21 protein-coding genes are annotated in these 18,350 nt (G+C 65.4%); 3 read left to right on the top strand and 18 right to left on the bottom strand.

Going from position 1 to position 18,350, the window contains the following annotated elements; all coding sequences use genetic code 11:
* Positions 1–19: 19 nt before the first annotated feature.
* The 4 genes from AC51GT_RS01870 to AC51GT_RS01855 all read right to left on the bottom strand — a co-directional run bounded on the left by AC51GT_RS01870 (position 20) and on the right by AC51GT_RS01855 (position 3,929).
* Positions 20–1,327 carry a deoxyguanosinetriphosphate triphosphohydrolase gene (locus AC51GT_RS01870; RefSeq protein WP_496327665.1) on the bottom strand — a complete coding sequence of 436 codons (1,308 nt, stop codon included), beginning with the start codon at positions 1,325–1,327 and terminating at the stop codon, positions 20–22.
* Entirely contained in the window at positions 1,320–1,793 is a 474-nt protein-coding gene (locus AC51GT_RS01865; RefSeq protein ID WP_496323688.1) for a cold-shock protein, read from the bottom strand. The genes AC51GT_RS01870 and AC51GT_RS01865 overlap by 8 nt, the downstream gene beginning before the upstream one ends.
* Positions 1,794–1,944: 151 nt before the next feature.
* Positions 1,945–2,475, bottom strand: coding sequence for a hypothetical protein (locus AC51GT_RS01860; protein WP_496323687.1), 531 nt, complete (start codon positions 2,473–2,475; stop codon positions 1,945–1,947).
* Positions 2,476–2,540: 65 nt separating this feature from the next.
* Positions 2,541–3,929 (bottom strand): glycine--tRNA ligase, encoded by a 1,389-nt coding sequence (locus tag AC51GT_RS01855; protein WP_496323686.1) that lies wholly within the window; start codon positions 3,927–3,929, stop codon positions 2,541–2,543.
* A gap of 156 nt (positions 3,930–4,085) precedes the next feature.
* Between AC51GT_RS01855 and AC51GT_RS01850 the strand changes: the two genes are divergently transcribed.
* The gene (locus tag AC51GT_RS01850; protein WP_496327664.1) at positions 4,086–4,415 is read left to right on the top strand and encodes an ArsR/SmtB family transcription factor; all 330 of its coding nucleotides are present in this window, start codon (positions 4,086–4,088) and stop codon (positions 4,413–4,415) included.
* Positions 4,412–4,825, top strand: a complete 414-nt coding sequence (locus AC51GT_RS01845; protein WP_496323684.1) for a Fur family transcriptional regulator — start codon at positions 4,412–4,414, stop codon at positions 4,823–4,825. The genes AC51GT_RS01850 and AC51GT_RS01845 overlap by 4 nt, the downstream gene beginning before the upstream one ends.
* Positions 4,826–4,848: 23 nt before the next feature.
* Here the strand turns inward: AC51GT_RS01845 and AC51GT_RS01840 are convergent, their stop codons facing one another.
* The 13 genes from AC51GT_RS01840 to hrcA all read right to left on the bottom strand — a co-directional run bounded on the left by AC51GT_RS01840 (position 4,849) and on the right by hrcA (position 16,661).
* Positions 4,849–5,253 (bottom strand): hypothetical protein, encoded by a 405-nt coding sequence (locus AC51GT_RS01840; protein WP_496323683.1) that lies wholly within the window; start codon positions 5,251–5,253, stop codon positions 4,849–4,851.
* Complete coding sequence (locus AC51GT_RS01835) at positions 5,246–6,094, bottom strand: isoprenyl transferase (protein WP_496323682.1); 849 nt, start codon at positions 6,092–6,094, stop codon at positions 5,246–5,248. The genes AC51GT_RS01840 and AC51GT_RS01835 overlap by 8 nt, the downstream gene beginning before the upstream one ends.
* Entirely contained in the window at positions 6,030–6,857 is an 828-nt protein-coding gene (gene recO, locus AC51GT_RS01830) for a DNA repair protein RecO (RefSeq protein ID WP_496323681.1), read from the bottom strand. The genes AC51GT_RS01835 and recO overlap by 65 nt, the downstream gene beginning before the upstream one ends.
* A gap of 64 nt (positions 6,858–6,921) precedes the next feature.
* Positions 6,922–8,298, bottom strand: a complete 1,377-nt coding sequence (locus tag AC51GT_RS01825) for a YhgE/Pip domain-containing protein (RefSeq protein ID WP_496323680.1) — start codon at positions 8,296–8,298, stop codon at positions 6,922–6,924.
* 54 nt (positions 8,299–8,352) lie between these two features.
* Positions 8,353–9,270: a GTPase Era gene (gene era, locus AC51GT_RS01820; RefSeq protein ID WP_496323679.1), complete on the bottom strand. Its 918-nt coding sequence runs from the start codon at positions 9,268–9,270 to the stop codon at positions 8,353–8,355.
* Positions 9,270–9,650, bottom strand: coding sequence for a cytidine deaminase-like protein (locus AC51GT_RS01815; protein WP_496327663.1), 381 nt, complete (start codon positions 9,648–9,650; stop codon positions 9,270–9,272). The genes era and AC51GT_RS01815 overlap by 1 nt, the downstream gene beginning before the upstream one ends.
* Positions 9,647–11,062: a hemolysin family protein gene (locus AC51GT_RS01810; protein ID WP_496327662.1), complete on the bottom strand. Its 1,416-nt coding sequence runs from the start codon at positions 11,060–11,062 to the stop codon at positions 9,647–9,649. Before AC51GT_RS01810 ends, AC51GT_RS01815 begins: the two co-directional genes overlap by 4 nt.
* Before the next feature lie 6 nt (positions 11,063–11,068).
* On the bottom strand, positions 11,069–11,620 hold the full coding sequence (gene ybeY / locus AC51GT_RS01805) for an rRNA maturation RNase YbeY (protein WP_496323676.1): 552 nt from the start codon (positions 11,618–11,620) through the stop codon (positions 11,069–11,071).
* 43 nt (positions 11,621–11,663) lie between these two features.
* Positions 11,664–12,731, bottom strand: coding sequence for a PhoH family protein (locus AC51GT_RS01800; RefSeq protein WP_496327661.1), 1,068 nt, complete (start codon positions 12,729–12,731; stop codon positions 11,664–11,666).
* A 100-nt stretch (positions 12,732–12,831) separates the two neighbouring features.
* Positions 12,832–13,608 (bottom strand): alpha/beta hydrolase family protein, encoded by a 777-nt coding sequence (locus tag AC51GT_RS01795; RefSeq protein WP_496327660.1) that lies wholly within the window; start codon positions 13,606–13,608, stop codon positions 12,832–12,834.
* The gene (locus AC51GT_RS01790; protein WP_496327659.1) at positions 13,602–14,363 is read right to left on the bottom strand and encodes a 16S rRNA (uracil(1498)-N(3))-methyltransferase; all 762 of its coding nucleotides are present in this window, start codon (positions 14,361–14,363) and stop codon (positions 13,602–13,604) included. Before AC51GT_RS01790 ends, AC51GT_RS01795 begins: the two co-directional genes overlap by 7 nt.
* Before the next feature lie 10 nt (positions 14,364–14,373).
* Positions 14,374–15,531 carry a molecular chaperone DnaJ gene (gene dnaJ, locus AC51GT_RS01785; protein WP_496327658.1) on the bottom strand — a complete coding sequence of 386 codons (1,158 nt, stop codon included), beginning with the start codon at positions 15,529–15,531 and terminating at the stop codon, positions 14,374–14,376.
* 95 nt (positions 15,532–15,626) lie between these two features.
* Positions 15,627–16,661 (bottom strand): heat-inducible transcriptional repressor HrcA, encoded by a 1,035-nt coding sequence (gene hrcA / locus AC51GT_RS01780; protein WP_496323671.1) that lies wholly within the window; start codon positions 16,659–16,661, stop codon positions 15,627–15,629.
* A 111-nt stretch (positions 16,662–16,772) separates the two neighbouring features.
* Between hrcA and AC51GT_RS01775 the strand changes: the two genes are divergently transcribed.
* Positions 16,773–17,207 carry a type II toxin-antitoxin system VapB family antitoxin gene (locus tag AC51GT_RS01775; protein WP_496323670.1) on the top strand — a complete coding sequence of 145 codons (435 nt, stop codon included), beginning with the start codon at positions 16,773–16,775 and terminating at the stop codon, positions 17,205–17,207.
* Here AC51GT_RS01775 and hemW read toward each other — a convergent pair.
* Positions 17,119–18,291, bottom strand: coding sequence for a radical SAM family heme chaperone HemW (gene hemW, locus AC51GT_RS01770; protein ID WP_496327657.1), 1,173 nt, complete (start codon positions 18,289–18,291; stop codon positions 17,119–17,121). The two genes, AC51GT_RS01775 and hemW, sit on opposite strands and share 89 nt — an antisense overlap.
* Positions 18,292–18,350: the final 59 nt, after the last annotated feature.

Raw genomic sequence — 18,350 nt, 5'->3', positions numbered from 1 at the left:
AAAAGGGCACATCATCGGGTTAGCCCAGGTGCGCGGAGGCGCCCATGTTCTGCCGGTCCATCCGCTCGAGGCGACCTTCGGTCATCGAGGCGATCTGGTCGACGACGACCCGGACCCGCGCGGCGTCGTCGGCCGCGTCGTTCCAGGCCGGTACCAGCAACGGATCGAGTCCGCCGGGTGCGGCATGCAGGAGCCAGTTCGCCACCCGATGGATGCGGTCACGCTGGCGGGCCTGATGAGACCGGTGCCGCGGATCCGAGAAGATGAAGCGCAGCGCCAACGTCTTGAGCATCGCGACCTCGGCGGCGACGATCGGCGGCACGACGAGGTCGGCCTGATAGCGGCAGACCGCACGCTCGGACGCTTCGCGGCGGGTGGTGGTGATGGCCGCCGACGCGAACCGGCCCACGAGCTCACTGGTGAGGCGTTTGAGCGCCACCAACCGGGTCATGGTGCCGTCATAGGCGCCGACATCCTGCACGATCTCCATCGACCACAGTCGCGCTGCGGCCTCGATGAGAACGTTTTCTTCCAGGTCGGGAAATTCCTTGAGACCCACCGCCGCCAGGTCACGCTGCTCGGTGGGGTCACCGAGGCTGCGCAGATCGATACGCCCGGCCATCACACCGTCTTCGACGTCGTGCACCGAGTACGCCACATCGTCGGACCAGTCCATCACCTGGCATTCGAGCGACTGCCTGGTATCGGTACGACCGTTCCGGATCCACGCGAGCGCGGCCGCGTCGTCCTCGTACGCACCGAACTTGCCGCCGGGCTTCTTGCGGGTCCACGGATACTTCAACGTCGCGTCGAGCGACGCCCGTGTCAGGTTCAGTCCGACGCTGCGGCCCTGCGCGTCAAGGAGTTTCGGTTCGAGCCGGGTGAGGATACGCAGGTTCTGTGCGTTGCCCTCGAACCCGCCGTACACGCTGGCGACCTCGTCCAGCGCCCGTTCACCGTTGTGACCGTAAGGCGGATGGCCGATGTCGTGCGCCAGTCCGGCCAGTTCGACCAGGTCCGGATCACAACCGATACCGATGGCGATACCCCGCCCGATCTGACCCACTTCCAGTGAGTGGGTCAGACGGGTACGCGGGGTATCACCCTCGTGCGGACCGACGACCTGGGTCTTGTCGGCCAACCGGCGCAGCGCCGCACAATGCAGTACGCGAGCGCGGTCGCGGGCGAACGCACTGCGATAGTCATTGCGGGTGCCGGTCAGCCCAGCTACCTTCAAGCCCTCCGGAATCGGCCGCTCTACGTCGGATTCGCCGTAGTCGGCACGCAGGACCGGTGGCGGTGTCGTATCCGCCGACAAGTCAGTCAAGCACCCAGCCGCGAGCGATCGCGAAATCGGTGACACGCTGCCGGATCGCCAGGATCTGGGTCGCGGTCAAGGTTCCGGAGGCGTCGAGCAGCAGCTCGGTGATCTCCTCCGAGAACGCGCCCGAATCGAGCGTCGCGGAATCGCTGCGCGCAGGCCGACGACGATCGTCACGACCGGCGCCACGGCTGTCGTCATGGCGACGATCCGGACGCGGGCGCTCCTCGCGACGCGGACGCTCAGGTGCGGCACCGGCAGGTGCAGCCCCGGTCACCACGAGATTGACCGCCTTGGAACCACGGTCGGTCTCTTCGATGTCGAACTCGACCTCGGCGCCCGGTTTAAGCGAATTCTCGTCGATGTCGATGTCGTTGATATGCAGGAAGACATCCGAGCCGCCGGCATCAGGCGCCAAGAACCCGAAGCCTTTGTTGGCGTCGAAATGAACGATTTTTCCACTCACAGACACGGTTTAACCCACTCTCTGGCCGCATATACCGACCCCACCCCATGTGGGGCCGAACGGCTTGCCCAACCTTCAGTATCTCAGATACCGGAGGGTTCACACACCCAACCGGCCACCGGGGCCGGAATCCGAGCGGGAAAGTGACACACGGCGGTCAGCGACTGTCTTTCTTCACCTGCCGGCGCTTACCTGCGGCCTTCGACGACGCCTCTTGTTTTTTGCGGCCGGGCGATTTACGGGTCGCATCGACGCGGTCTTTGCCCGCCGAGATGACCTTGCCCTTGCCGCCGACAAGTGCGGGGTCCAACGCCGGGTCTTTGCTCTTACCCTTGCCGTTGCCCTTGCCCTTGGCTTTTGCCAGACGGGAATCCTTGAGGTCCGCAGCGCTTTGCCTGGCCACCACACCGAGCTGACGGCTCACCCGCGCCAACGCCTTCTCGAAAACCTCCGCGCGGGCGGCATGGTGAGTATTGGCAGGACGGGCGGCGCCGCGGCTCCCCTTGTTCTGGACCTTGGCGGCGCCCGCCTGCCGGTAGTTCTTGACGTGCTTGTTGCGTGCCCGCTGGGTACGCGTGTGCAGTTTGATCAGAGCGTCTTCGTCGAGTTCCGCCAAGTTCTTACGCTTGGTCGTTCGGACCAGCCGGTATTCCTCTTCCGACAGCGTCCTGAGGATCTTCTTGTTCATATCCGCTCCGACCTCCTGCTCCGGCCTCGTCACCGCCTGTGAATCATAGGCAGCCGAAGCCGGTCTCAGCAGCCGATCAGCCGGACTGCCAGGTAGTCGACCACCTTGTCCAGGGCGACGCGTTCCTGCGTCATGGTGTCGCGCTCACGCACGGTGACCGCCTGATCGTCGAGCGTGTCGAAGTCGACCGTGACACAGAACGGCGTACCGATCTCGTCCTGACGGCGGTAACGCTTGCCGATGCCCTGGGCGTCGTCGAACTCGACGTTCCAGTTCTGGCGGAGTTCTGCGGCCAGTGCCTTCGCCTTGGGCGAGAGCTGCTCGTTACGCGAGAGCGGGAGCACCGCGACCTTGACCGGCGCGAGCCGGCGGTCGATCTTCAGTACGGTGCGGGTGTCGGTGCCGCCCTTGGCATTCGGTACCTGCTCTTCGGTGTACGCGTCACACAGGAACGCCATCAGCGAACGCGTCAGGCCGGCGGCCGGCTCGATCACGTACGGCGTGTAGCGCTCACCGGTGGCCTGATCGAAGAACGACAGGTCCTCACCGGAGTGCTTGATGTGTGTGCTGAGGTCGAAGTCGGTGCGGTTGGCGATGCCCTCGAGCTCGCCCCATTCCCCGCCGGCGAATCCGAATCGGTATTCGACGTCGACGGTGCCCTTGGAATAGTGCGAGAGCTTTTCTTTGGGGTGGTCGAACAGTCGGAGGTTCTCCGGATCGATGCCGAGATCGGTGTACCACTTCATCCGGTGGTCGATCCAATACTGGTGCCACTGCTCGTCCTCGCCCGGCTTGACGAAGAACTCCATCTCCATCTGCTCGAACTCGCGCGTGCGGAAGATGAAGTTTCCGGGCGTGATCTCGTTGCGGAAGCTCTTGCCGATCTGGCCGATGCCGAACGGCGGCTTCTTCCGGGACGTCGTCATCACGTTCTTGAAGTTGATGAAGATGCCCTGAGCGGTCTCGGGACGCAGGTAGTGCAGTCCGGCCTCGTCGTCGACGGGTCCGAGGTAGGTCTTCATCAGACCGGAGAATGCGCGGGGTTCGGTCCACGCACCGGGCTGACCGGTCTCCGGATCGTTGATGTCGGCCAGGCCGTTGGGCGGCAGATGTCCGTGCTTGTTCTCGTATGCCTCGATCAGGTGATCGGCGCGGTAACGCTTGTGCGTGTGCAGCGACTCGACGAGCGGATCACTGAACGTCTCGACGTGGCCCGACGCCTCCCACACCTTGCGCGGGAGGATCACCGACGAATCGAGTCCGACGACGTCGTCGCGGGAGGTGACCATGTTGCGCCACCACTGCTTCTTGATGTTGTCCTTGAGTTCAACACCCAGGGGCCCGTAGTCCCACGCCGATTTGGTGCCGCCGTAGATCTCTCCACACGGATACACCAACCCCCGGCGTTTACAGAGGTTGACTACGGTTTCCACGAGATTGGTTTTGCCTGCCACGGGGACCAGCCTATCGGGCGGCGCGGGGCACCTGACGCCCGCCACATCGGGTGGACGAACCGCGTCGGAAAGTCATTGTTTGACATGGCCACCCACGCATATGAAAATGGTTTCCAACAGCCGCCCGATATCCCCCCGCAGCAACGGAAGTGCCCTGTGACAAGTCAGCATGCAACCACGGCTCCGACCGCCCACGACAAGAAGGCGTTGGACGCTGCCGGCGAATTGCTGCGGGCCCTGTCCGCCCCGGTCCGGATCGCCATCGTGCTGCAACTGCTCGGCGGTGGTCGGTGCGTCCACGAACTGGTCGGTGCTCTATCGGTACCCCAGCCGCTGATCAGCCAGCATCTGCGGGTTCTCAAGTCGGCGGGTGTGGTCCACGGCGAACGGACCGGTCGCGAAGTCGTCTACGCCCTGGTCGACGACCATCTCGCGCACATCGTCACCGATGCCCTCGCCCACGCAACCGAGGAGAGCGATTCATGAGTTCGGGAACCGAACAGCGTCCGGTCACCGGCGTCCGCTCCACGCGTCAACGCAGTGCGATCGCCGAACTCCTCTCGGGCAGCGAGGAGTTCCGCTCGGCGCAATATCTGCACGACCAGCTCAAGGCCGCCGGCCAGTCCATCGGACTGACCACCGTCTACCGGAATCTGCAGGCACTGGCCGACGCCGGCCAGGTCGACGTACTGCGCACCGACAACGGCGAGTCGGTCTATCGGTTCTGTTCGTCGGCGCATCATCACCATCACCTCGTCTGCCGGGAATGCGGCAACACCGTGGAGATACAGGCCGACAGCGTGGAGCAGTGGGCCACCGACGTCGCCGCCCAGCACGGCTTCACCGACATCAGCCACACCGTCGAGATCTTCGGTCGCTGCCAGGGCTGCGGCTGACTTCCCGGCCACCGCCCGAGGAGTCAGCCGCGGATGGTGACGCCGACGTCCGCGCCGGTCCCGAGCACCATCAGCAGCATGGTGCGCAGCGCATCATCGCCCAGGGTTCCGGCCGGAAACGTGTAGTGCAGCAGCACATCCGCGGTCACCTCGTGGACCGCCAACTTGACGGTGCCGAAGTTGGACGCACCGGAGGCCTTTTCCACATCGGTGCGCAACTGTTCGGTGACCGGCAGATCCCACGCCAGCACCTGCGTCAGTGACAGCACATCCAGACCTGGCGCCAGCGCGAGCGCCCTCATCGAGACCACGGTCCCCTGGTGGTAGACGGTCAGCGAATCGTCCTCGCCGCGCTGCACCGACATCTCCGGGGCCAGCAGCCGCGCGGTCCGCTCGATGAGGTCTGGTTCCCCGGTGTTCTCAGGCACCGGTCGACCCCGGTACTCCGCCGAAACGCCGGTCCCGGCTCGCGTACTCCACACAGGCATCCCACAGGTCGCGACGGTCGAAATCGGGAAAGAGCTTGTGCTGGTACACCATTTCGGCGTACGCAGATTGCCAGAGCAGGAAGTTGGAGATCCGCTGCTCCCCCGACGGGCGCAGGAACAGATCCACATCGGGCATGTCCGGCTCGTCGAGATACTTGGCGAACGACGCCTCGGTGATCCGTTCCGGATCGAGCGTCCCGGCGGCCGCACGACGAGCTATCTCTTTGGCCGCGTCCGCGATCTCGGCCCGCCCGCCGTAGTTGACGCACATCGTCAACGTCATCACCGTGTTGTCCTTGGTGAGTTCCTCGGCGGTCTCGAGTTCGCGGATGACGCTGCGCCACAACCGTGGTCGACGCCCGGCCCACCGGACCCGCACACCCATCTCGTTCATCTCGTCGCGGCGACGACGGATGACGTCGCGGTTGAAGCCCATCAGGAACTTCACCTCGTCCGGGCTGCGACTCCAGTTCTCGGTGGAGAACGCGTACGCCGACAGCCAGCCGACACCCATCTCGATGCAACCGCAGACGGCGTCCATCAGCACGGCCTCGCCACGCTTGTGGCCCTCGGTCCGGGGCAGTCCCCGATCAGTGGCCCACCGCCCGTTGCCGTCCATCACCAGGGCGACGTGCTTGGGCACGAACTGCGGGGGAATCGCCGGCGGACGGGCTCCGGAGGGATGTGGGTCCGGTGGCCGGACCCCTTTTACCGGTTCAGCCTGCTGCGTTGTGTTGCGCCGTCGCGCGATCACGTGTGTCCTTCCTGCCGGTGTCGGCATTCGCACCGGCGGTCGTCAGACCGCGATGAGGGGCCTCGCGCTCGATCAGCGGCAACGTGCGCAGCTGACGTTCGAGATGCCACTGCAGGTGCGCCGCGGTCAATCCGCTGACCTGCCGCCGAGTCGATTCGGTCGCCTCGGTGGTGTGTTCCCATTGGCCACGGTAGAGCGCATCCATCAGATCCAGGACGCCGGGTGAGGGCGTCGCCGATCCGGCCGGTCGGCAGTGCACACACACCGAGCCACCCACCGCGACGTGAAAAGCCCGGTGTGGTCCCGGATCTCCGCACCGCGCGCAATGTTCCAGGGCCGGCATCCATCCGGCGAAATCCATCGCCCGCAGCAGGAACGCGTCGAGGATCAGCTCTTTGGGACGCTGCCCGTCCGCGATGGCCCGCAGGGCACCCACGGTCAGCCGTTGCAGGCGGTCGGCCGGAGCCCGCTCTTCGCCGGCCAGACGTTCCGCTGTCTCCAGGACCGCGCAGGCCGTGGTGTACCGGCCGTAATCGGACACGATGGCCGAGGCAAAGGTATCGAGGCTGTGGACCTGGGTGACGATGTCGAGGTTGCGGCCCGGATGCAGCAGCAGATCGACATGCGCAAAGGGTTCGAGCCGGGCACCGAACTTCGACCGGGTGCGCCGTACCCCTTTGGCAACCGCCCGGACCAGCCCGTGCTCCTTGGTCAGCAACGTGATGATTCGGTCGGCCTCCCCCAGCTTGTGCTGGCGGAGGACAACGGCCTCATCGCGATACAACCTCACCTGATCAGTCTTCCACTGACCACCGACCAAGCGCACCGCGACATGCCTGCCCCGGATTTTCCGATCACACCGCTTCGTGGACGCCCGGGTGGTCGACCGGCTCCGGTGGACGACGGATCAGACCCTTGCGGTCATACAAGATGCAGGCGATCGGCCCGATGATCAGTCCGACGAGGGTGAAGATCACGAACATGACCACGGCGTCGAACAGGCCGGCGTCGACATTGGCATCGAAGTACAGGATCGACCGCAATCCCATGAACGCCTGGTGCAACGGCTCGATCACGGCAAAATCGCGGACGAACCCGGGCACCGCCTCCAACGGCACCGTGCCTCCGGAGGAGGGTATGCCGAGGATGACGAAGTAGATCAGGTTGACGATCAGGCCGGCGTTGCCGAAGATCGCCAGGATCGCATTGGCGACCACGCCGATGCCGGTGATCACCAGGACCCCGAACATCCACAGGGCCATCTTGTTGGGTGTGTACATGCCCACCCATTCGCAGATCAGTACGTAGAGCCCCGAGACGACGATCGCGACAAGGAACATCGCCCACCACTTGATCACCATCGTCCCCAACCGCGAGGACGGTAATCGTGCGCGCATCAGATAGATCGGACCGATCTCGAGTGGCGCGAAGCCGAGCCGGCTGTCGACGATGGTGTGGACGATCATCGATCCGGTGAACCCGGCCAGGATCAGTAGCAACCCCAGATAGAAGGCGGTCAGCCCTCTGCCGGCAGAGTCCGGCAACGGGTTTGCCTCCGAGGCCTTGATGTCGATCGGCTTGCTGATGGCGGTCAGACCGGCGCCGGTGACCTTGAGGCCGGCGGCCTCGGTCTGCTGGACGAGCGCGGCCGTGAGCCGGTCGCCGAACTGGGTGTTCACCTGTTCCATCGCCCGATCGAAGAACAGCGTGGCGATCTGGACGGTGAACGCGCCCGCACCCGGGTTCGTCAACACCTCGATCACCGGCGGTGGGACCTCGGTATCACCGATCGCCGAACCGAGAAACGCAAAACTGGCCGCACTGAAGTCGGCGGGTACGAGTATCGCGCCGTAGGCCTGCGCGTTGTCGAGCCGATCGAGCGCGGTCTGGCGGTCGACCACCTGCAGGTCGAACTTGCCCGGATACTGCTCATCGACCCCGGCCTTGAGGCCGTCGATCACCTCTTTGCCCAGATATTGCATGTCATCGGTGGTTCCGGGTTGCAGGGCCCCGGCGTCGGCGTCGACCACCACGATCGGAAAATCGTCGAGATACTTTTCCGGATTGACCACCGGCGCCATGTACATGAAGCCCAGCAGGCCCATCACCAGCACCACCACAGCTACCGGAAAGGTCCACAGCTTCCACGACCGCAACTCCGCCGCAAGACTGGGGTCGAGTACCCCTGGCGGAAGTTCGTGTTTGCCTTCCGGCTGTCCGGGCTCCGTCATACCGCCAATTCAACCCTGCCCGCACCAGATCGTGCCCGCGAATCGGCGATGCGGTCAGAAGCCCAAGCGGCCCAACTGTTTGGGATCGCGCTGCCAGTCCTTGGCCACCTTCACGTGGAGATCGAGGTAGACCTTGGCGCCGAGCAGCTTCTCGATCTGCTTCCGGGCCACCGTGCCGACGTCTTTGAGCCGGGCACCCTGTTTGCCGATGATGATGCCTTTTTGGCTGTCCCGCTCGACGTAGAGAATCGCGTGCACGTCGACCATCGGGATCTGGTCGTCGCGGCGTTCACGTTCGATGATCTCCTCGATCACCACCGCCAGGGAGTGCGGCAGTTCGTCGTGGACGCCCTCGAGCGCCGCCTCTCTGATGAACTCGGCCATCAGGACGGTCTCCGGCTCGTCGGTGAGTTCACCGTCGGGATAGAACGCCGGACCCGGCTGCATCAATCCACGAAGGACGTCGACGAGCACGTCGAGTTGTTTGCCCTTGGTCGCCGAGATCGGAACGATCTCGCTGTCGGGTCCGAGGAGCTCCGAGAGCGCCATCAGTTGCTGCGCAACGCGTTCGGGCTTGACCTTGTCGATCTTGGTGACCAGACCCACCACCGGCGTCTTGGGAGCCATCTCCTTGAGTTGCTGTGCGATCCACCGGTCGCCGGGTCCGATCTTCTCGTCGGCCGGGACGCAGAAGCCGATCGCGTCGACTTCGGAGTAGGTGTCGCGCACCAGATCGTTGAGGCGTTTGCCGAGCAGCGTCCGCGGGCGGTGCAGACCGGGGGTGTCCACCAGGATCAGCTGGGTGTCGTCACGATTGACGATGCCGCGGATGGTGTGGCGGGTGGTCTGTGGGCGGCTGGAGGTGATCGCGATCTTCTCGCCCACCAGGGCGTTGGTCAATGTCGACTTGCCGGTGTTGGGCCTGCCCACAAAACACACGAAGCCGGAACGGAAGTCTTCGGACTGATCCATCACTGTTGATCCAATCGACGCGGGTTCCCGCCTTGTGCATCCGCGACGATCGCGTACGCCGACGAGCTCACCTCAGTCAGCGCCGCCAAACCCGGGTCCGTGTCTGCACGGTCCCCGGTGGTCGCGGGACCGCCGACAAGCAGCCCCGCCTCGAGTCCCTCTGCACCGCTGGCGATCGCCATCGCGACGGCCACCTGCAATGCCGAGAGTTGTAGTGCGGCAAGGTCGACCGGCCCGGCCGCGTAGGTTCGCCCGTCGGCGTCGCGGACCGCGGCCCCGGAGGTGGCCCCGGTCCGGGCCATCGCTCCGCGGGCCAGGGTCAGCAGCTTGTCGTCTTCGGCATCGAGCGGCGAACCGGGCACCACCGCGTCGGATGTCATGAGGCCTCCTCGTGCCGATCGGAATCTTCTGCGATCTCCGTCGAATCGTCGTCGCGCTCGACCTCGTTCGCGCCGGACTCCTCGGAATCAGGTGCGGTGTCCCGCTTCTTCTTCCGCTTCTTCTTCTTTTCGAGCTCTTTCTCGGGGATCCTGTGGACCACGACCGAGACGATGCGAACGCGACCTTGCCGGTTGGGCCCGCCTTCGGCAACCAAGCGCAGACCGTGCAATTCGACAGTTGCGCCGGGCAGCGGCACCCGGCCGAGCACGAGCCCGAACAGACCACCGACGGTTTCGACGTCGTCCTCATCGATCTCGACATCGAGTAGTTCCGCGAGATCTTGGACGGGCAGCCGTGACGACACCCGGTAGCCGCCGGAGCCGTCGTCGAGCGGCTCGATGGGCGGTACCTCGTCGCTGTCGTATTCGTCGTTGATCTCACCGACGATCTCTTCGAGCACATCCTCGATGGTCAGCAGACCGGCGACGCCGCCGTATTCGTCGACGAGTACCGCCATGTGATTGTGGCTGCGCTGCATGTCGGCGAGCACCTTGTCGAGGGGCTTGGAATCGGGGATGAACTCCGGCGGACGCATCAACTCCCCGACCTCGACCGCGGACGGCTGAGCCGGCGGAAGCAGTCGCTGGACAAGGTCTTTGAGATACACCACGCCGAGTACGTCGTCCGGGTTCTCACCGATGACCGGCAGGCGGGAATGACCCGAACGCACGGCCAACGAAATCGCCTGCGCGGCCGATTTGGTGGATTCGATCCACACCATCTCGCCGCGCGGGACCATCACCTCGCGAGCACTGGTGTCACCGAGGTCGAAGACCGACTGGATCATCTTGCGTTCCCCGGCGGCGACCACACCGGTGAGTTCGGCCATGTCGACCACTTCGCGCAATTCGACCTCGGTCGCGAACGGTCCGTTACGGAATCCCTTACCGGGCGTGATCGCGTTACCGAGCGTGATGAGAAGTCTGGTCAGCGGGGTCAGGAGTACACCGATGGCCTGCAGCACGGCCGCGGAGTTGACCGCGATCGAATAGGCGTGCTGCGCGCCGAGGGTCCGCGGTCCGACACCGACCACCACGTAATTGATCACCGCCATACCTGCGATGGCGACCACCACACCCCACGCGGTTCCGAGTTTGTCCATCGCGAAAACGGCCGCAGCCACCGTGGCGGCGGTCTCGGCCGTGATACGCAGCAGCACGGTCAACGCCATGTACTTCGGCCGGGCGGCCAGCACGTTCCGCAACCGCAGCGCGCCGGGCCTGCCGTCCTTCACCAGGTCGTCCACCCGGGCCGGGGACACCGTCATCAGAGCATTGTCGACAGCGGCAAAAAGGCCGCCTATGGGCACCAGCGCCACCGCAGCGAGTAGCGGCAACAAGTCAGAAAGCACCGGTGATCAGCTCTCCCCGGCCGGTTTGTCGTCTCCGAACCCGATGTTGTTCAACAGCTTTGCGTCGCGCTCGGCAACGCGGGCGGCCCGCGCACGCGACCGGCGGTCGTCGTACCACTCCTCGATGATCTGACCCTGGAGTCCGAACATCACTTTTTCTTCCTCCGGCTCGGCATGATCGAACCCGAGGAGATGCAGCACGCCGTGCACGGTGAGCACCGACAACTCGTGGTCGGTGGAGTGCCGCGCGGTGGCGGCCTGCTCGGCAGCGAACTCGGGGCAGAGCACGATGTCGCCGAGCATCGACGGACCGGGCCCGGCGGTATCGGGACGTCCGCCCGGACTGAGTTCGTCCATCGGAAAACTCATCACGTCGGTGGGACCGGGCAGGTCCATCCACCGCATGTGCAGTTCTGCCATCGTCTCGTTGTCCACCAGCACCATCGACAGCTCCGCTGCCGGGTGGACGTCCATGCGGCCGAGCGCGAACGTCGCAACGTCGATCAGCATTTCTTCCGGTACCTCGATACCGGACTCGTTGGCCACCTCGATACTCAACGCCGTCTCCTCGTCTCAGCTGGCAAACTCAAAGCCGGGTCCTTCATCGGTGTCGTCCGTTCCCGGCGCGGCGCTGGGCGCGGTTTCCGTGCAATTCGTTGGCGGCCTCGGCGCGTCCGTACGCGTCGACGATGTCGGAGACCAGGCGGTGCCGGACCACGTCGGCGCTGGTCAGCTGCGAGAAGTGGATGTCGTCGATGCCTTCGAGGATGCGGGCCGCGGCACGCAATCCGCTCTCGGAACCTCCGCTGGGGAGGTCGACCTGCGTCGTATCACCGGTCACCACGATCTTGGATCCGAATCCGAGGCGGGTCAGGAACATCTTCATCTGCTCGGCCGTGGTGTTCTGGGCCTCGTCGAGAATGATGAACGCGTCATTGAGGGTGCGGCCACGCATGTACGCCAGCGGCGCGACCTCGATGACGCCGGCTTCCATCAACTTGGGAATGGCCTCGGGGTCCATCATGTCGTGCAACGCGTCGTGCAACGGGCGCAGATACGGGTCGATCTTCTCGTGCAGGGTGCCGGGCAGGAATCCCAGCCGCTCCCCGGCCTCGACCGCTGGCCGGGTCAGGATGATCCGACTGACCTCTTTGTTCTGCAACGACTGCACGGCCTTGGCCATCGCCAGGTACGTCTTGCCGGTACCGGCAGGCCCCATCCCGAACACGATCGTGTTCTTGTCGATGGCGTCGACGTAGTGCTTCTGATTGAGGGTCTTCGGGCGGATCGTCTTGCCACGCCGCGAGATGATGTCGAGGCTGAGCACCTCGGCGGGCGACTGCCCGGACCCGTCGGTCAGCATCCGCACGCTGTGCCGCACCAGGTCAGGGTTCAGCTGGGTGCCGCGGCGAACCACCGACACCAGCTCCGAGAGCACCCGCTCGGCGAGCGCGATGTCGGCGGAGATGCCGGTCAGGGTGACGGCGTTGCCCCGCACATGGATGTCGGCGGCGAGATGCGATTCGAGTTCTTTGAGGTTCTGGTCACCGGCACCGAGCAGTCCGAAGATGACATCGGGCGACACTTCGATTGTCGAGATCACCGCGCCAGGCGCCTTGCTTCCGGCCGCGCCGCTTCGCGCCCGGGTCGCGCTGTTGTCATCACTCACGAAAAGTATTTCTCCTGCTCTGCCAGATTTGTCGGTCCTTTGATTCTACGTCCATGAAACGCCGCGACTCACATCAATATTTCGGACGTTGCCAAGACCCTCATATCCCGAGTACCCGGACCGTCTCGCGATGGCCCCGGCTCCGCGGATCGACGAACACGTCGTGCCCCTCACCTGCGACTTCGATCAGTTCGGCCGATTGGCCGGCCGCACCGGCGCGACGTACGTACTCGCGGCTGACCTCGATCGGGACGGCGGTGTCCTCGGTTCCGTGGATGGCCACCACGTGTGCCGAGAAGACCGGCTGGTCCACCGGTGAGGCGTCGGCGTACCGGTCCGGGACCTCCGTGATCGACCCGTCCATCAGCGCCCGCAGGGACGGCCGGGACGTGCGTTCGCGGGCCTGCAGGTCCAGCGGTGCGGCCTGGGCGATGACCGTGGAGATGGCCGACTTCTCGGTCCGGGCGCCGAGCCGCGCGGTCGCCCAGACGGCCAGTTGCCCGCCCGCCGAGTGCCCGATGACGCTGACCTTCGACCAGTCGACCCGGCTCAAGATCTCCTCGGGCAGTGCGTAGCGGACCGGCGCATCGAGGGCGGAGATCGCCGCGACCACGTCGTTGCCCGTGCGGGGCCAGCCGCCGCCGTCCTCGCCGACGCGGCGATACTCGATGTTCCAGACCACTGCGCCCCGGGCGGCCAGGTCCCGCGCGATCGCGGTCTCGATGGTCAGAGCAAACTCGGTGCTCCAGAAGCCACCATGGACGAGCACGATCACCGGAACGGGTCCGGCTCCCGCAACCTTCGGCAGGTAGACGTGACCGAACTGCGAATTACGTTCACCGTAAGCAACTTTCACACGTTTGACGGCGGTCACCACCGGGGACGCACCTCCCACCGCGGGGTGAGCGCGCCGATCGCACCGAGTGCGACCGCGGCCGCACTCGATGTGCGCAATACCTCGGGGCCGAGCATCACCGCGGTGGCGCCCACGGCGGACAGATCGTCGATCTCGGAATCATCGAGTCCGCCTTCGGGACCCACCACGAGCATGATCTCCGGAACATCGAGATCCAGCGAACGCAGGCTGGTGGTCGCCGATTCATGGAGTACCGCAACCACTCCCCCGCGGACGACCACGTCGGAGGCCATCGTTCGCACGTCGCTGGTGCGCGCGAGCGGCGCGATGTCCGGAATGTGCGCGCGACGACTCTGCTTGGCGGCGGCCATTGCTGCCGAACGCCACTTGGCCACGCCCTTGTCCGCCTTCGGCCCGACCCACTTGGCGACGCACCGGGCACTCTGCCAGGGCACGATCGCGTCGGCCCCGGCCTCGGTGGCGAGGTCGACGGCGAGTTCGGACCGTTCGGATTTGGGTAGCGCCTGCACCACCGTCACCCGCGGAACAGGTGACGGGGTGGCAACGGATTCGAGGACCCGGGCACACAGAACCGACTTGCCCTCGGTGGCGGTCACCTCGCACAAGCCGGTCCGACCGGCGCCGTCGCCGAGGATGATCCGTTCGCCGACAACAACTCTGGTGACGGTGACGGCATGCCGCCCTTCGTCCCCGTCGAGCCGGGCGTCGTTGCCGGCGTCCGGCACGTGGTCGACCCAGAACAGCGGTGGGCTCATCGCGGCGGTGTCAGCGCCCGGCGAATGCGTTGCGCAGGCGTGAGAACAGACCGCCGGTGTTGGACGACTCGCTGTTCACGAGCTCGATCTGATCGTTGTCCGAGAGCTTCCGGTATTCCTTGAGTTTCGCGGTCTGCTGCGCGTCGAGGCGCGTGGGCACCACGACATCGAGATGTACGTGCAGTGCGCCGCGGACGCCGGTGTGCAGATGGGGCATGCCCTGGCCGCGAACCTTCGAGACCTGACCGGGCTGCGTGCCCGGTTCGATGATCACCTTGGTGGAGCCACCCAGGACCGTGTCGATCTCCACTTCGCCTCCCAGGGCCGCATCGACCATCGGCACGCGCACGGTGCAGTGCAGATCGTCGCCGTCGCGGACGAACACACTGTGCGGAATCTCGACGACCTCGACGTACAGGTCACCGGCAGGTCCACCACCAGGTCCGACCTCGCCCTGGCCGACCAGCCGCACGCGCATACCGTCGCCGACACCGGCCGGGATCTTCACCGTCAGCTTGCGCCGGGCCCGGACACGTCCGTCGCCGCCACACTTGTGGCAGGGATCCGGAATGGTCTCGCCGGCACCGTTGCAGGTCGGGCATGGTCGCGAAGTCATGACCTGACCGAGGAACGAGCGCTGAACCGACTGGATCTCGCCGGCACCCTGGCAGGTCGCACAGGTGACCGGCTTGCTGTCACCATTGGTGCCCGAGCCGGTGCACACGTCACACAGCACCGCGGTGTCGACGTTGACCTCTTTGCTGACACCGGCCGCGCACTCGTCGAGGTCGAGCTTCATCCGCAGCAGTGCATCCGACCCGGCCTGCACCCGGCCGCGTGGCCCGCGTCCCGACCCGCCACCGGCGTTGCCGAAGAACGCCTCGAACACGTCGCCGAGGCCGCCGCTGAAACCTCCGTTGCCGAAGCCGCCGTAGCCACCGGCACCGGCCGAGGCCAGCGGGTCTCCGCCGGCGTCGACGATGCGACGCTTCTCCGGATCGGTCAGCACCTCATAGGCTGCCGAAATGTCCTGGAATCGGGCTTGGGCGGACTCGTCGGGATTGACGTCGGGGTGCAGCTCGCGTGCCAATTTGCGGTACGCGCGCTTGATCTCCTGATCAGTGGCGCCCCGTTCGACGCCCAGAATCCCGTAGTAATCACGTGCCACGGCGATGCGTTATCCGTTCTCTCTTCAGTTCCGGATGTTCACCCAGTTGGTGTCCGGATAATCTCTGTTCGTTGGTCGATGTGCTTCATCGCACATCATCGGTCGGCGAGAACCTCACCGACATATCTGGCAACGGCTGCGACCGAGGCAATGGTTCCCGGATAGTCCATCCGGGTGGGGCCCAGCACGCCCAGCCCACCGAAGACTGTTCCCGAGGCACCGTACCCGGTCGAAACCACCGCCGTACCCCGCAGGTTCTCCTCGCGGGTCTCTTCGCCGATCTGAACCGTCACCGTTCCGGTGTTCTGGGTGGCGGCCAGCAACTTGAGAACCACCACCTGCTCCTCCAGTGCCTCGAGCACCGAACCCATCGCCCCTGCCATCGGGGCGAAGTCGGCGGCGGCGCGGGTCAGGTTCGATGTACCACCGAGCACCAGTCGGTCGGCGGACCGTTCCACCAGGGTCTCCACGAGCACCGTGGCAACCCGGATGAACGGCTGACGAAGACCGTCGGGCGCCTGGTTGGCGAGCTCGGCCACCGCATGGGAGGCGACCTCGAGTCGTTGTCCGTTCAGCGCCGCGGAGAACATGTCCCGCAGCTGGGTGATCTCATGGTCGCCCAGGTCCTCACCGAGATCGACGATGCGCTGCTCCACACGCCCGGTGTCGGTGATCACCACCAGCAACAACCGCGACGGTGTCAGCGCGACCACCTCGAGATGGCGGACCGCAGACGACGAGAGCACCGGATACTGGATCACCGCGACCTGACGGGTCAGCTGCGCCAGCAACTGCACCGAACGCCGCAGCACGTCGTCGAGGTCGACGCCGGAATCGAGGAAGCTCAGGATCGCGCGGCGCTCCACCTTGGAGATCGGTTTGACCTCACTGATCCGGTCGACGAACAACCGATAGCCCTTGTCCGTGGGCACTCGCCCCGAACTCGTGTGGGGTTGCGTGATGTAACCCTCGGCCTCGAGTACCGCCATGTCGTTTCGGACGGTGGCACTCGACACCCCGAGGTGGTGGCGGTCCACCAGCGCCTTGGATCCGATCGGTTCCTGCGTGGCGACGTAGTCGGTAACTATGGCGCGTAGAACTTCGAAACGACGGTCGTCTGTGCTCGACACGAGCGGTCACCTCCAGCCCTCACGATGGCGATTGCGTGTTCAGTGAGGGACGTTGTCGCCCTCACGGCGTTTGACCAGTCTACGGCGAGAGATACCGGTTACGGTGAACCGGTGATTTTCAAGGGCGTCCGCGACGGCAAACCTTATCCGGACCATCAGCTCTCGATCCGCGACTGGGCCAAGATCCCACCGCGGCAGCTCCGGCTCGATCAGCTGACCACCGTCACCACCGTGCTCGCGCTGGACAAGCTGTTGTCCGAGGACTCGACCTTCTACGGCGACCTGTTCGCCCACGCCGTGCAATGGCACGGCGAGATCTACCTCGAGGACGGATTACACCGGGCGGTACGGTCGGCGCTGCGGAACCGGAACGTCATCCATGCCCGGCTCCTCGACCTCGACCACCTCTCGGCAGCGTCGGCGAACCCGGAGAACATCGACAGCACGAACGATCTGCCTACCCCGCCAAAAGGTTTCGGACGACGCCGTCCGCCAGCAGCCGACCACGGTTGGTCAGAACCAGGTCATCGCCGACCAATTCGGTGAGTCCATCGGCAATGCTCTGACGGGCCCGCGCCTGCTCACCGGCGTCCAGTTCGTCCCACGGCAGCCCGCTCGATCGCCGAACGGTCAGCATCACCGTTTCGGTGTGCCGATCCTCGGTGGTGAGTTCTTCACTTCCGGCCACGGGCAGGTCGCCGGCGGCCACCGCGGCCGCGTACCTGGCCGGATGCTTGTGGTTCCACCATCGGACCCCGGCCACGTGTGAATGGGCCCCGGGCCCGGCGCCCCACCAGTCCGCACTGTCCCAATAGCCGAGGTTGTGACGGCACTCGGCGCCGGGAACATCGGGTCGCGCCCAGTTCGACACCTCGTACCACCGCATCCCCGCCGCGGTGAGCCGGGCGTCGATCATCTCGTAGCGAGCGGCCAGCACATCATCGTCGGGGGCGGGCAGATCTCCCCGCCGGATCCGCCGGGCCAGTGCCGTGCCGTCCTCGACGATGAGCGCGTAGGCAGAGACGTGATCGACGCCTGCCTCGAGGACGGCGTCCAACGACAGCGCCAGGTCCTCATCGCGCTCACCCGGCGTGCCGTAGATCAGGTCGAGGTTGACGTGCTCGATCCCGGCGGCGCGCGCTTCCAACGCCGCGGTCACCGCCCGGCCGGGGGTATGGGTGCGGTCGAGGACGGCGAGCACATGGCTTGCGGCGGATTGCATTCCGAGTGAGACCCGATTGAAGCCGGCTCCCACGATGCCGGCAAAGAACTCCGGTGATGTCGACTCCGGATTGGACTCGGTGGTGATCTCGGCGCCGTCTGCGATGTCGAAGTACTTCCGCACCGACGTCAGCACCTGCCCCAGCCCCTCGGCACCGAGCAACGACGGCGTACCGCCACCGACGAAGATCGTCGAGACCGGCCGCACCGGGGTCAGCTGCCGGGCAGCCATCGCCAGTTCCCCGTCGAGTGCGGTCATCCACTGGTCCGGCGACGAGGCACTGCCCAGCTCGCCGGGCGTATAGGTGTTGAAGTCGCAGTACCCGCACCGCGTGGCACAGAACGGCACGTGGATGTAGAGCCCCAGCGGCGTGTTGCTGCTGGACTGCGGAATCAGAAAGTTTTCCATCGTAAATCGATCATCCCAGGCACGCTGGTCACAACAAACTCAGGACGACTTCACGCGAC

It is taken from the genome of Williamsia sp. z34 (genome assembly GCF_059553395.1).
This window is presented reverse-complemented; position numbering and strand designations above follow the sequence as displayed.

What these genes read in the sequence shown, in the direction of transcription:
- hemW (WP_496327657.1), bottom strand. Translation starts at nt 18,291, where the DNA reads ATGGAAAACTTTCTGATTCCGCAGTCCAGCAGCAACACGCCGCTGGGG.
- AC51GT_RS01815 (WP_496327663.1), bottom strand. Translation starts at nt 9,650, where the DNA reads ATGACATCCGACGCGGTGGTGCCCGGTTCGCCGCTCGATGCCGAAGAC.
- AC51GT_RS01860 (WP_496323687.1), bottom strand. Translation starts at nt 2,475, where the DNA reads ATGAACAAGAAGATCCTCAGGACGCTGTCGGAAGAGGAATACCGGCTG.
- era (WP_496323679.1), bottom strand. Translation starts at nt 9,270, where the DNA reads ATGGATCAGTCCGAAGACTTCCGTTCCGGCTTCGTGTGTTTTGTGGGC.
- AC51GT_RS01825 (WP_496323680.1), bottom strand. Translation starts at nt 8,298, where the DNA reads ATGACGGAGCCCGGACAGCCGGAAGGCAAACACGAACTTCCGCCAGGG.
- AC51GT_RS01845 (WP_496323684.1), top strand. Translation starts at nt 4,412, where the DNA reads ATGAGTTCGGGAACCGAACAGCGTCCGGTCACCGGCGTCCGCTCCACG.
- AC51GT_RS01835 (WP_496323682.1), bottom strand. Translation starts at nt 6,094, where the DNA reads ATGCCGACACCGGCAGGAAGGACACACGTGATCGCGCGACGGCGCAAC.
- AC51GT_RS01790 (WP_496327659.1), bottom strand. Translation starts at nt 14,363, where the DNA reads ATGAGCCCACCGCTGTTCTGGGTCGACCACGTGCCGGACGCCGGCAAC.